Genomic DNA, 12,803 nt, shown 5'->3' with positions numbered 1-12,803 from the left:
GCCAAACTTAGTCTGATAATGTTTGTTTGATAGTGTATCCATTTTCTTGCAAGACCGTGATGGCCGCAACATAGTCGTCGGCTTTGACTAAAATATAATCCGTATTATATGTTGAGACAGCGAAAATACTGATTTTGACTTCTGCTAATAAAGTAGCGAGTTTTGCTAAGATCCCAACCAAACTGAAATCTAAAATTCCTTCGATTTTAAAAGCTTTCCAACCATCCTCGCGCTCAATCGTATCGGCAGGTACCGTATCAGTAGCAGAAACAACTGAAATTTCTTCATCATTTATACCGATAAAAAGCGGCTGTTGTGTCAGATCAACTGCATGTAGATTACTCACTTGGTACACAGATAATTTTTGCGGTAAGGTTATTAGATTCATTTAAAAACTCCTTTTTGTCATAGCCAGATTAATCAAAGATAGTTTCCTCTGATTGTTGCTGTCTACGTTTTAGTAGTTCAAAAAATACTAAAAAACCGCTTGAGATCGAGTCTCTAGCGGTTTTTTATATCACAGGAGGGATTCGAACCCCCGACCGTCCGCTTAGAAGGCGGATGCTCTATCCAGCTGAGCTACTGTGACAGTAGTTTTGCAACAACTGCTATTATAGAAAAACTACCATTACTTGTCAATCCCAATCCATGCTTTTACTTTAAAAGCAGCTTTTGAAAGATATCATAGAGAAAGATAACAATTAGAGTAATTTTTTCCAATTACGGTCTATTTATTTTTTGAGATCAAAGCAACACCATCACCTAAAGGAAGCAATGTCGATGAAAGTTCGGGAGATTTAGTGATCTCTGCTAAAAATTCATTTAATTTGCGGTGGATTGCACGGTTTTTACGGGGAATCTCTTCGATAGGTTGTAAAATCGTCCCGGCTTGAAAAATATCATCCACCATCAAAATGCCATCATCTGCTAACAAACGCAAACATTCAGGCAAGAAGGTGATGTATTTTGCTTTGGCACTGTCCATAAAAATAAAATCGTAAGGCCCTTCTAGACTGCTGAGTAAATCTGCCGCATCTCCTTCTAATAGAGTAATTTGCTCAGTTAAATCAAGTTTTTCAAAATTTTTCTTTGCTTTTTCGATCATCACAGGGAAACGATCGATGGTCGTTATTTTTGCGTCTTCTCCAAGGGTTTCCGCCATTAGACTAGCTGAAAAACCAATCGCAGTACCAATCTCTAAAACAGTTTTCGGCCGTTTTTGTCGCAATAAAAATTGTAGGAAGACGACAGTTTCATGAGGGATTACAGGGACGCCATTTTCATGGGCAAGCTCTTCCAATTCTCCTAAAGCACCAGTTAGAGATTTTTGTTCTGTTCGTAAATAGTGCAAAATATCTTCATTGATTATTGGGCGGTACATCATTTCATTACGCATTATTTTTCCTCTTTTTCTAGTAATTTCCCTAAAATCAGCCAATCTTTTTTGATTGTCTCACTTAAAGAACGATTATAAAAAATCGCTGCTGGATGAAATAAGGGGACGACAGTGTAAGTTTTTTCAGATAATTGATAATTATTTTTTTCAGTGGTCAATTCAAATATAGGACCCTGATAAATTTCACCATGACATTCGCTGATTTGCCGCTTTGGTCCAAGCAGTCGTTGTAGACCGATATTGCCTAAGGTTGCAATGATCTTTGGGCGAACAGTGGCAATTTCATAATCTAAAATCGGGGCATGTGCTAGTATTTCTTTTTTGTTCGGGGTTCGATTTGGATAAACAGTCTCATTTTCCTTTGTTTTCTTATTAATCCGTTCAATAATTTTATACGGACGACTTCTGACCGCACTGGTGATATAAGTATTTTCTCGAGTCAGACCGATTGATGCCATCACTTGGATCAATTCTTTTCCAGCTGCGCCAGAAAAAGGGATATGATTGATGACTTCATTTCGTCCTGGTGCTTCACCCACTAACATCACTTTTGGCTGAAGTGGTCCTTGCCCTGCGATAAAACCTTCAAGCTGGAAATCTTTTGATCGTTTTGCTACTAAATCGACTAGCTCTGTTGGATAATCCATGATGTCTCCTCACTTATTGATCACAAAATTTTTAATCCTTATGCGGATCATCTTGCCATACTTATTAAGACAGCAAGTAGATGATATGAATTGATTGTCTTACTAATAGTAGAAAAAAGCGGCGCGCCCGTCAATAATTAATCATTGACTTGACTAATCTTTTTTAGTAAACTATGAATGTTGTAATTGTGGAACCCACAGCTACAACCGCACAGAACAAGTTAGTAAGAACTTCGGTCACTTGGGATGGCGAGTCTAAGTATCTAATATAAGGAGGTGCCACAAGCATGTACGCAATCATCAAAACTGGCGGTAAACAAATTAAAGTTGAAGAAGGTCAAGCAGTCTACATTGAAAAATTAGACGTTGAAGCTGGCGAAAAAGTTGTCTTCGATCAAGTTGTTTTAGTAGGCGGCGAAACTACAAAAGTAGGAGCTCCTATCGTTGAAGGTGCAACTGTTGAAGGAACTGTTGAAAAACACGGCAAACAAAAGAAAGTCGTTACTTTCAAATACAAACCTAAAAAACATTCACACCGTAAACAAGGTCATCGTCAACCTTACACTAAAGTTGTCATTGACTCAATCAAAGCATAAAAAAAGAAGGTGCCTAAGTTGATCAAAGGTACATTCGCTCGAAATCAAGCAGGTCAAATCAATGAATTTACATTGACCGGTCATGCTGAAGCAGGGCCTTACGGTAGTGATATCGTTTGTTCCGCTGTTTCTGCACTGGCCATCAGCACTGTAAATAGCTTAGATGCACTAGCAGGTGTCATTCCTACCGTCGAAACCAATGATCGTGAAGGTGGTTATCTTCATGTAACATTGAACTTAGATGATTCGATGACTCAAGAGCAGATGAATATCTCGCAAATTTTGTTAGAGCATTTATTGTTAGGTCTGCAATCAATCGAAACTGAATATTTGGATTACATCATGATCCAAACAGAATCTAAATCATAGGAGGTGCAGCTCATGTTATTGAATATGAACTTACAATTATTCGCCCACAAAAAAGGTGGCGGTTCAACTTCTAACGGTCGTGACTCAGAATCAAAACGTTTAGGTGCTAAACGTGCTGATGGTCAAACTGTTACTGGTGGATCAATTCTTTATCGCCAACGTGGTACTAAAATTTTCCCTGGTGTTAACGTAGGTATCGGTGGCGATGACACATTGTTTGCTAAAGTTGACGGCGTAGTACGTTTCGAACGTAAAGGTCGCGACAAAAAACAAGTGTCTGTATACCCAGTCGCTCAAGAAGCTTAATTACAATCGGCTCTATCCCTTGTTGCTCAAGGGATGGAGCTTTTTTTGTTTGGCTGGTTATTTCGAAAATCGGATTCGTTTAAAAAGTTACTAGCTAGTTTTTTATGCTAAAATAAGTTCAAAGTGATTTGGAGGAATAAACCATTAAAAAACAATTTTTTTCTACTCGTGAATTGGCACTCTATGCTTTACTAACAGCTGTTTGTGTTGTTGGCCGATTATTGACTTCATTGATTCCTAATGTCCAGCCAATCACTGCAATCTTGTTGATTGTTACGTTAAATATTGGCGTATTGCCGGCGTTGCTCATTGGTTCATTGTCGATTGTGATCACAAATCTTTATTTAGGGATGGGGATTTGGACGATTGCTCAGATTTTTTCTTTTGCTATTATTATTTTATTGATGGGTGCATTGGAAAAGTGGACACCGTTAAAATCTTTTTTACTAGGTGAAGTTGTAGTTAGTTTTCTGCTGAGTCTGCTGTATGGACTGCTTGTTTCGCTTATGTTGGCCCCGTTTTGGGGGATTAAACAGTTTCTGCCTTATTACTTAGCAGGTGTATCTTTTGACGTGATGCATGGAATTGGAACTGCTGTTTTTTATATGTTACTGAACAAACCGTTGATTAAAATATTTCAGCGATATCAAAGAAGAGAAAAGAGTGTGTGAACATGTTGTCTTTAAAGGAAAAAATTATTGCAGAAAGTAAACGGATTGGGATTGATAAGATCGGTTTTGCTTCGGCAGAACCTTTTTATGAATTGGAAGAATCTTTGCATGAGCAAAAAGCACGCGGCTACAACTCTGGGTTCGAACATAAAGTCGTAGAAGAAAGAATCTATCCTGAAAAGACTTTTGAAAATCCCCAGACAATCATTGCGATCGCACTAGCTTATCCGACAAAAATCCATGAAGAAATCCCTAATGATGAAAAACGCGGGATGTTCGCACGTGCCTCTTGGGGGATTGACTATCATGATATTTTACGCGATCGTTTGGAGAAACTGATCGCATTTATCAAAGAACAAGCGGCCGATCTGCAAGAACAAGAAAATTGGCGTTTTGCTCCGCAGGTAGATACGGGTGAATTGGTCGACGTAGCGGTCGCACAACGCGCGGGGCTAGGCTTTATCGGGAGAAATGGTCTGTTGATCACAGAAGAATATGGCTCATTTGTCTATTTAGGAGAAATCATCACCAATATTCAATTTGAAACAGATGAACCAGTTCCGTTTGGTTGTGGTGATTGTACGAGATGTGTGACGGCGTGTCCAACGAATGCCTTGCTAGGAGATGGCCGGATGAATGCGAAACGCTGTCTTTCTTATCAAACGCAAACAAAGGGCATGATGCCGGAAGAATATCGTAAAAAAATTCGAAATGTCGTTTACGGTTGTGATATCTGTCAGTTAGTCTGTCCATACAATCAAGGGAAAGATTTCCATTTTCATCCAGAGATGGAGCCGAAAGTCGATGAAGTTTATCCTAAATTAAAACCAATTCTTACCCTTTCTAACAAAGAGTTCAATGGTCAGTTTGGTCATTTGGCGGGTTCGTGGCGTGGGAAAAAAACGTTGCAACGAAACGCGTTGATTGCGCTGGCTAATCTAGGTGATCGCAGTGCATTGCCAGAAATATTGACTTGTGCACAAAAAGATGTTCGTCCAGTTATTCGTGGTACTGCCGCTTGGGCGATTGGTCGTTTAGGCAAACGAGAGCCTGAAAAATGGTTTGCCCAGCTAGAAGAATTGAAAAAGCAGGAGACTGATCCGGAAGCTTTAATGGAAATTGAACAAGCGATGGAACAACTGCACAAAAAAACAGCAAGAAAAGAACGAACACGAAAGAAAAAGATCGATAACGAATAAATTTTAAGCAGAAGGTGGCTCTGAGCTGCCTTTTTTTGTACTGACCATCACTGGCAGAGTACCGCTATTTTTTACATGAGTAAATCAGCTTAAAAGTTGGATTGTTTATGAGAATAATAAATTTTTTGATAGTAATATTTTGTCAGAGTGAAAACATTTGTGTACAATTAGCTAATACAACTTTAATCAAATACTTAGTCAGGAGACATTATGGAAAGAAAACTCTCATTAAAACAATATTTGTACATCGGTTCAATGCTTTTTGGTCTTTTTTTTGGTGCTGGAAATTTGATCTTTCCGGTCAATATGGGACAACTTGCTGGAAGTAATGTATTTTTAGCCAATCTTGGCTTTTTAGTTACAGGAATTGGGTTGCCATTTTTAGGAGTAATCGCAATCGGCGTGTCTCAAAGTGAAGGTGTTTTGGACTTAGCATCTAAAATCGGTAAAAAATATGCGTTTGTTTTTACATTTTTGATTTATATGGTAATCGGTCCTTTTTTTGCCTTGCCGCGGTTAGCGACAACATCATTTGAAATTGGTGTTGCCCCTTTTGTTTCAAGTGATCAGCGTGGAATCACACTGACGATTTTCAGTATTGTATTCTTTGTGCTGACCTGGTTTTTCTCACGAAAACCAACGAAAATCTTGGATTATGTTGGGAAATTTTTAAATCCGATCTTTTTGCTATTATTAGGGATTTTGCTCGTTTTTGGTTTTTCACATCCCTTAGGTTCAGTAGACACAGCATTAATCCAACCGGCCTATCAAACGACGGCATTTTTTAAAGGATTCACTGAAGGATATAATACATTAGATGCATTGGCTTCTCTGGCATTTGGTATCATCATCGTAACGACGATCCGTTCCATGGGGATAAAAAATCCAAATCAAATTGCACGAGACACGATTAAATCGGGTGCAATCAGTATTGTTTTGATGGGACTTATCTATACCTCTTTGGCTTATTTAGGAGCGATGAGTCTAGGAAAATTTGCTATTAGTGAAAATGGTGGTGTTGCTTTAGCACAAATAGCGAATTATTATCTTGGAACTGCTGGGAGCATTTTGTTAGCCTTGATTGTTATCTCCGCTTGTTTGAAAACATCTATTGGCTTAGTTACAGCATTTTCTGAAACCTTTGTTGAATTATTTCCTCGGCGGAGTTATCAATTTTTTATCGTCATAGCTAGTGCGCTCCCTTGTCTTTTTGCGAATATTGGATTGACAAAAATTATCGAAATCTCTTTGCCAGTCTTGATGTTTATCTATCCTTTGGCGATGACGTTGATCTTATTGTCGATTATCAGCCCATTATTCAAACATAAAAAAATTGTGTATCAAACAACGACCGCATTTACAGTTATCGCTGCTATTTTCGATGCGTTAGCAGCAAGTCCAGCCGGGATTTCAGGACTGCCGTTAGTAGAAACACTTTTAACGTTTGCTGGAAAATACTTGCCTTTTTTCACCATTGGGATGGGCTGGATCTTACCAGCATTGGTAGGATTTTTGCTTGGCTTGATATATTCACGGGTCATTCAAAAACAATAAGTTCTTTTAAGTATCTAGCAATTAGTAGTCCATCATGTGATGGGCTTTTTTTTATGATTTGCTGAAAGGTCATCATCTGTTTTTTTGACTTGGATGAAGGAAGAAATCTTTCTTGGACTGTCGTTGTCTTTTCAATTGGAAAGAGCTAGAATGGGGAAACGAGAACATTAGTAATATGTAGGAGAATAAAATGAAAATTATTGTTTTAGGTGCTGGAAAAGTCGGGAAAGCTCTGACGCAGTATCTGTCAAATGAAGAGTATGATTATGATGTAGTGGTCGTTGATTTGCATGCGGAAAAAGTTGAGGCAATCGTCAATCAGTTTGATGTCTTAGGTGTGGTAGGTGATGGCGCGACCTATGATATTTTATTAGAGGCCGGTGTGAACAAAACAGATATCATCATCGCAGTAACACAGTCAGATGAATTGAATATTTTGGCCTGTTTAATGGCAAAAAAAATGGGAGCACAAAATTCGATTGCTCGTGTTCGGAATCCGGAATATTTGAAACAGCGTTCCTTTATGCGTGATCAGCTTGGCTTATCCATGATTATTAATCCAGAATTAGAGGCTGCTAACGAGATTCGTCGGATTTTGCTTTTTCCTTCTGCTTTTAAAGTAGATACATTTGTTAGCGGAAAGATTGAATTGGCGGAATTTCGCTTAAAAGAAAATGCCCGACTAATCGGTGTCTCGTTGAATCGACTGGACAAAGTATCTAAAGCCAATGTCCTGATTTGTGCAATTCGGCGAAAAGGCGAGTTGCTTATTCCTGATGGGAATGTCGTTCTTGAACAAGGAGACCGTATCCACGTAATGGGGCAACACCGTGATTTAGTCCGCTTTTGTCAAGACATCAATTTATTTGAACAAAAAACCAAACGGATCATTATTGTCGGCGGCGGCCGGATCGCGTATTATTTAGCGCATCAATTGATCGAGCATGGTATCCAAGTCAAGATCATTGAAAATAATCCTAAGCGTTGTGTAGAACTTTCCATCATGCTGCCAAAAGCAACGATTATTGAATCAGATGGAAGTGATGAAGAAGTCTTGATTGAAGAAGGAATCGAGTCAGTGGATGCCTTTGTTGCCTTGACCGGTCTTGACGAAGAGAATATCGTTATTTCGCTATATGCCAAGCAAATGAAGGCAAAAAAGACGGTTGCTAAAGTAACGAGAACCAATTTTATGAACGTCTTAGATCAACTGGATATCGACAGTGTGGTCTCACCGAAAAATATCATCGCTACACATATTTTGCGATATGTTCGAGCGAAAAATAATAAAGATGATGACAGCAGTGTTAAAACGCTGCATCACCTATTCAATGATGACATGGATGCGATGGAGTTTGTCGTTACACCGCAAACCTGTTTTTTGAATCAGAAAGTCTCTGACGTGAAACTGAAAAATAATATATTGATCGCGGCGATTTCTAGAGAACGAGGATTTGTTATTCCGAAAGGGGATACAGAGATTCGATTAAAAGATCATATCGTAATTATTACGACAGATCGAAAAATCAGCAGTCTGAACGATCTAGTGAGGAGATAACGGTGGATCACTATGAATAGAAAAATGGTCGTATTTACGATCGGCAAATTGTTGAAAGTAGAAGCCTTGTTGTTACTATTGCCTTGTATCATCGGGGTAATCTATCATGAGCAAGCGGCGATAGCTTATCTAGTTGTAGCAGTCTTTACTTTTTTGGTAGGAACGCTATTGAGTTGGAAAAAACCTAAAAATCAAAATATCTTTGCTAAAGAAGGGTTCTTTATCGTCGGGATTAGTTGGACCTTGTTGTCATTGTTTGGGGCACTTCCTTTCATGTTATCTGGGGAGATTCCTTCATTTACAGATGCTTTTTTTGAAACTGTTTCTGGTTTTACCACGACAGGCTCATCAATTTTACCAACATTAAGTGGCATCAGTCAGGCAAGTTTATTTTGGCGCAGTTTCACTCATTGGATCGGTGGAATGGGAATCTTAGTGTTTACAGTGGCGTTTATTCCGATAGCTTCTGGTCGAACGATGCATATTTTAAAAGCTGAGATGCCTGGACCAATCATCGGTAAATTAGTGTCAAAAGTTAGTGTGACTGCTCGGATTTTGTATGTAATCTACACCGTGTTGACCCTGATTCAGATCCTTCTTTTAATGCTTGGTGATATGCCGATTTTTGATAGTATATTGAATTCTTTTGCAACAGCAGGAACAGGTGGATTTGCCATGAGTGATGCCGGAATTGCCGGCTATAACAGTGCATATATCGATGGTGTTTTGACAATCTTTATGATTTTATTTGGGATTAATTTCAATTTGATCTATTTTTTTATCTTTGGAAAGATCCTTTTAGTATTAAAAAGTGAAGAGCTACGCGGGTATTTAGCAATCATTGCAATCTCGACGCTCCTAATCACTATCAACATCTCGTCGCAGTATCCATCATATCTAAAAGCTTTTCGGTATGCGGCATTTCAAGTAGCGTCCATTATTACGACAACAGGATTTACAACGACGAACTATGATCTTTGGCCGATGTTTTCACAGGTGATTTTGCTTTTATTGATGTTTGTAGGAGCTTGTGCCGGTTCGACCGGTGGTGGAATCAAAGTTTCACGAATCCAGATCTTGATTAAACACGCAGTCCAAGAATTGAAAAAAATTCTTCATTCTCATAGCGTAACATCTTTACGCTATGAAGGTGAGACGATTTCAGCAAAAACGATGGGAAGTATCCATGCGTATTTGGTTCTTTATTCATTGGTCTTTATCAGCTCATTGCTGATTTTATCACTGGAGAATAGTTCATTTCAAACGATTTTTTCGGCTGTTGCTACCTGTATCAATAATGTCGGCCCAGGTTTTGAGAGTGTTGGTCCGACTGGAAACTTCGGCTTTTTATCTGATGTTTCTAAATGGACACTATCATTTGCGATGTTAGCGGGTCGTTTAGAGATGTTTCCTATGTTATTGCTCTTTTCCAAACCCTTTTGGAAAAGTTAAAAATCTTATCCTGTTTTTGGATAAGATTTTTTAGTATAATTTACCAGCTGGTAATAATTTTTTTTATTGCTTTACTGCTTGCTAGAAAATTTCGAGTTGCTTTTTTGAATATATAATAGTAGAAACTCAATCAAATAGTTAAATACATAAAAACGTATAGTGTATTGCTTTACAGCGAAATGGTTGACATTTTAATGAAAACTATAGATGATTGGTAGTATGAATACACTAATAAAGAAGGTGGCTAAATGGAACGACGGATTGACCGCATTTATCGCTTTGTTTTGGAGAATGCAAATGTCACAACAAAAGATGTAGCAGATTCATTGGACATCCAACGAACAAATGCTAGTAAAGATTTGAATCTCCTTGTTAAAGAAGGCCGATTAAGTAAAAGCGAAGGCCGGCCTGTTCGCTATTTTGTTTCGAGCCAATCACTAAATACGTCGTTTGACACAAACACTGCTCCTGTAAAATCAACTTCAGTAGTGTCGCCAGAAAAAAAAATCTTAAAACAGAATTCCAACAATGTCTTTACTCAAATCATCGGTTCGACTGGTAGTATGCGAAACGCTGTGGAACAAGCAAAAGCAGCAATCTTATATCCGCCGCGTGGCTTAAATTGTTTGATCACAGGGCCCACTGGTTCTGGTAAAACTTTTTTTGCGCACGCCATGTTTCGTTTTGCTCAAACAGAAGGTGTAGTAGAAGCTGATCGAGAGTTGGTAGTCTTTAACTGTGCGGATTATGCAAATAATCCGGAGTTATTGATGAGCCATTTATTTGGTTATGAAAAAGGCGCCTTTACCGGTGCTGATACAGAAAAAGATGGGTTGATCCAACAAGCAGATGGCGGGATGTTGTTTTTAGACGAGATTCATCGTTTGCCGCCGGAAGGTCAGGAAATGATCTTCTACTTTATGGATCATGGAACCTACAGCCGACTGGGTGAAACAGGAAAAAATCGTTTTGCGAACGTTCGAATCGTCGGTGCTACGACAGAAGATCCTCATTCAGCGTTATTAGATACCTTTGTGCGGCGTATCCCAATCAATATTCAAATGCCGGCTTTTAGCAGTCGACCAGCAGCTGAACAGTTGGATCTGGTTCGTGTGATGGTGGCGATGGAAGCCAATCGGATTCAACGCAAGATCACATTGACAGAAGATGTTGTAAAGGCTTTGTTAGGCAGTGTCTCCTATGGAAATGTTGGGCAATTAAAATCCAATGTTCAATTGATTTGTGCACGGGGATTTATGAATCACATGATGAATGAAGAAATCCATATCACATTGAATGATTTGACAGAAGGAATCAAAGCAGGATTAGTCCAACTTTCTGCCGACCGAATCAAATCAACTGATATTTCGCCTTATCTTGAACCTGAGATGGTCGTCACACCTAACGAAATTGATGAATTAATCAAAACTGATACTTATGAACTGCCTTATAATCTGTATGATATTATTGGCGACAAAGCGGCTTTGTTAAAAACAGAGGGGCTGGATCAAGAAACAATCAACCACTTTATTTCAACAGATATCAATGTCCATTTGAAATCTTTTTATAAAGATCATGGGTTTACTTTTGACACTGAGACACGTTTGACAGAGTTTGTCGATAAACATGTAATCGAAGTCAGCAATAAAATTGCCGTGTTAGTTAGTGAACGTTTGCGAACACACTTTCAACAAAACTTTATTTATGCGATGAGTTTGCATATCTCTTCTTTTTTGAAAAAGATTCACGTCGGTGAGACCCGTGAAACCAATGCCAATATTCGTGAGATGGCAAAGGACTATCCAACTGAATTTTCTGCGGCTCAAGAGATTCGTCGCATGGTCGAAAAAGAGTTTCAAGTAAAGATTCCGGAAAGTGAAGATTACTATTTGACGGTATTATTAGTCTCTTTGCGAGAAGATCAATCTTCTGGAAAAATCGGGGTAGTAGTAGCGGCACATGGAAACAGTACAGCGTCCTCGATGGCTCAAGTTGTTCGGGAATTGTTGGATGTGACAAATATCATTGCTGTTGATATGCCATTGGATATGCATCCGCGCGTGGCTTATGAAAAAATTCGAGAGGCAGTCACTCAGATTGATGAAGGCAGCGGTGTCTTAATCATGGTGGATATGGGTTCACTGGCGACTTTCAATGAAGAAATCCAAAAAGAAACAGGGATTGAAGTTTGTACCTTAGACATGGTCACGACCCCACTCTTGATTGAAGCAGCACGTAAATCAAGTGTTTTAGGATCTGGTGTAAATGAATTGTATGAATCGTTACAAGGCTTTCGCGGCTACGGACAAATCGTAGAAAAAGAAGAACCGCAAGAAAAACAAGCGATTTTAGCAATTTGTGCTTCTGGTGAAGGAACTGCGCAACGATTGAAAGAAATTATTGAACGGCCGTTGCAACAACGTAATTTAAAACACATCGAAGTATTGACGTTAGCAGTGACAGATATCAAAACAAAAGTCCCTCTTTTCAAACAAGAGTTCAAGATTTTAGCAACAACTGGGATCGTGGATCCTAAGGTCGGTGCCCCTTATATCCCGATGGAAAAATTCATCAATCAAAATGCCGATCAAGTATTGGATGAATTGCTGCTGGAAAATGATTTAGCTGAACAAGAAGAAGTCATGTTAGATGAGAATAAAGCGCGTGAGTTGTGTATCAAATTTATGGAAGAAAGTTTTACTTTCATCAACCCCAATAAGTTGATTGAGCCGCTTTGGCGATTAGCTAAAACAGTAATCAAAAACGATGGCGACTCCGCCGATTATGCACTGATGGTGAATTTTGTGATGCATATGGCAGGGACACTTGAACGCGGAATATTGAAACAACCATTGAAGGTTGACGAAAAAGCAAAACAGCTCTATCAAAATGTGACAGATAATGTCGCGATGAATCGGGGATTGAATGAATTGGAGAGCCAGTTGCGTATTACAATTCCTACTTCCGAGCGCTATTATATTTACCAATTACTAAAAAACAATGATGAAATAAACGCATAAATGATACACAAAAAGGATACAGTATACTGTATCCT

Annotated in this window: 12 protein-coding genes, 1 tRNA gene and 1 other annotated feature; of the genes, 9 read left to right on the top strand and 4 right to left on the bottom strand. The window is 38.8% G+C overall.

What is annotated here, in order from left to right; genetic code table 11:
- Positions 1-7 precede the first annotated feature (7 nt).
- The 4 genes from P7D84_RS00395 to P7D84_RS00380 all read right to left on the bottom strand — a co-directional run bounded on the left by P7D84_RS00395 (position 8) and on the right by P7D84_RS00380 (position 2,043).
- On the bottom strand, positions 8-388 hold the full coding sequence (locus P7D84_RS00395) for an ACT domain-containing protein (RefSeq protein WP_311804648.1): 381 nt from the start codon (positions 386-388) through the stop codon (positions 8-10).
- A 127-nt stretch (positions 389-515) separates the two neighbouring features.
- Positions 516-589: transfer RNA gene (locus P7D84_RS00390), tRNA-Arg, on the bottom strand.
- Between the two features lie 138 nt (positions 590-727).
- Positions 728-1,396, bottom strand: coding sequence for an O-methyltransferase (locus tag P7D84_RS00385; protein WP_137602967.1), 669 nt, complete (start codon positions 1,394-1,396; stop codon positions 728-730).
- Positions 1,396-2,043, bottom strand: coding sequence for a uracil-DNA glycosylase (locus P7D84_RS00380; protein ID WP_311804647.1), 648 nt, complete (start codon positions 2,041-2,043; stop codon positions 1,396-1,398). The genes P7D84_RS00385 and P7D84_RS00380 overlap by 1 nt, the downstream gene beginning before the upstream one ends.
- Before the next feature lie 195 nt (positions 2,044-2,238).
- Positions 2,239-2,310 (top strand) — a sequence feature (ribosomal protein L21 leader region).
- Between the two features lie 20 nt (positions 2,311-2,330).
- Between P7D84_RS00380 and rplU the strand changes: the two genes are divergently transcribed.
- The 9 genes from rplU to P7D84_RS00335 all read left to right on the top strand — a co-directional run bounded on the left by rplU (position 2,331) and on the right by P7D84_RS00335 (position 12,768).
- Positions 2,331-2,639: a 50S ribosomal protein L21 gene (rplU, locus tag P7D84_RS00375; protein WP_137602969.1), complete on the top strand. Its 309-nt coding sequence runs from the start codon at positions 2,331-2,333 to the stop codon at positions 2,637-2,639.
- Between the two features lie 18 nt (positions 2,640-2,657).
- Complete coding sequence (locus P7D84_RS00370; RefSeq protein WP_137602970.1) at positions 2,658-3,008, top strand: ribosomal-processing cysteine protease Prp; 351 nt, start codon at positions 2,658-2,660, stop codon at positions 3,006-3,008.
- A 12-nt stretch (positions 3,009-3,020) separates the two neighbouring features.
- On the top strand, positions 3,021-3,314 hold the full coding sequence (gene rpmA / locus P7D84_RS00365; RefSeq protein WP_010745708.1) for a 50S ribosomal protein L27: 294 nt from the start codon (positions 3,021-3,023) through the stop codon (positions 3,312-3,314).
- 173 nt (positions 3,315-3,487) lie between these two features.
- Positions 3,488-3,985, top strand: coding sequence for a hypothetical protein (locus P7D84_RS00360; protein ID WP_311804646.1), 498 nt, complete (start codon positions 3,488-3,490; stop codon positions 3,983-3,985).
- Between the two features lie 5 nt (positions 3,986-3,990).
- The gene (queG, locus tag P7D84_RS00355) at positions 3,991-5,184 is read left to right on the top strand and encodes a tRNA epoxyqueuosine(34) reductase QueG (RefSeq protein ID WP_311804788.1); all 1,194 of its coding nucleotides are present in this window, start codon (positions 3,991-3,993) and stop codon (positions 5,182-5,184) included.
- A gap of 210 nt (positions 5,185-5,394) precedes the next feature.
- Positions 5,395-6,738, top strand: a complete 1,344-nt coding sequence (brnQ, locus tag P7D84_RS00350; RefSeq protein WP_311804645.1) for a branched-chain amino acid transport system II carrier protein — start codon at positions 5,395-5,397, stop codon at positions 6,736-6,738.
- A 190-nt stretch (positions 6,739-6,928) separates the two neighbouring features.
- Entirely contained in the window at positions 6,929-8,296 is a 1,368-nt protein-coding gene (trkA, locus tag P7D84_RS00345) for a Trk system potassium transporter TrkA (protein WP_311804644.1), read from the top strand.
- Positions 8,297-8,308: 12 nt separating this feature from the next.
- Positions 8,309-9,748 (top strand): TrkH family potassium uptake protein, encoded by a 1,440-nt coding sequence (locus P7D84_RS00340; RefSeq protein ID WP_311804643.1) that lies wholly within the window; start codon positions 8,309-8,311, stop codon positions 9,746-9,748.
- A gap of 248 nt (positions 9,749-9,996) precedes the next feature.
- A complete protein-coding gene (locus P7D84_RS00335) occupies positions 9,997-12,768 on the top strand; it encodes a sigma-54-dependent transcriptional regulator (protein ID WP_311804642.1) in 2,772 nt (923 codons plus the stop codon).
- The last annotated feature ends 35 nt before the right edge of the window (positions 12,769-12,803 follow it).

It is taken from the genome of Enterococcus dongliensis, assembly GCF_031927985.1.
GTDB classification, from domain to species: Bacteria; Bacillota; Bacilli; order Lactobacillales; family Enterococcaceae; genus Enterococcus_A; species Enterococcus_A dongliensis.
The sequence above is the reverse complement of the archived record's forward strand: the minus strand, read 5'-3'. Positions and strand labels throughout refer to the sequence as shown.

Coding starts and splice junctions, on each gene's coding strand:
- P7D84_RS00335 (WP_311804642.1), top strand. CDS start 9,997: ATGGAACGACGGATTGACCGCATTTATCGCTTTGTTTTGGAGAATGCA.
- trkA (WP_311804644.1), top strand. CDS start 6,929: ATGAAAATTATTGTTTTAGGTGCTGGAAAAGTCGGGAAAGCTCTGACG.
- P7D84_RS00340 (WP_311804643.1), top strand. CDS start 8,309: ATGAATAGAAAAATGGTCGTATTTACGATCGGCAAATTGTTGAAAGTA.
- P7D84_RS00385 (WP_137602967.1), bottom strand. CDS start 1,396: ATGCGTAATGAAATGATGTACCGCCCAATAATCAATGAAGATATTTTG.
- rplU (WP_137602969.1), top strand. CDS start 2,331: ATGTACGCAATCATCAAAACTGGCGGTAAACAAATTAAAGTTGAAGAA.
- P7D84_RS00380 (WP_311804647.1), bottom strand. CDS start 2,043: ATGGATTATCCAACAGAGCTAGTCGATTTAGTAGCAAAACGATCAAAA.
- P7D84_RS00395 (WP_311804648.1), bottom strand. CDS start 388: ATGAATCTAATAACCTTACCGCAAAAATTATCTGTGTACCAAGTGAGT.
- rpmA (WP_010745708.1), top strand. CDS start 3,021: ATGTTATTGAATATGAACTTACAATTATTCGCCCACAAAAAAGGTGGC.
- brnQ (WP_311804645.1), top strand. CDS start 5,395: ATGGAAAGAAAACTCTCATTAAAACAATATTTGTACATCGGTTCAATG.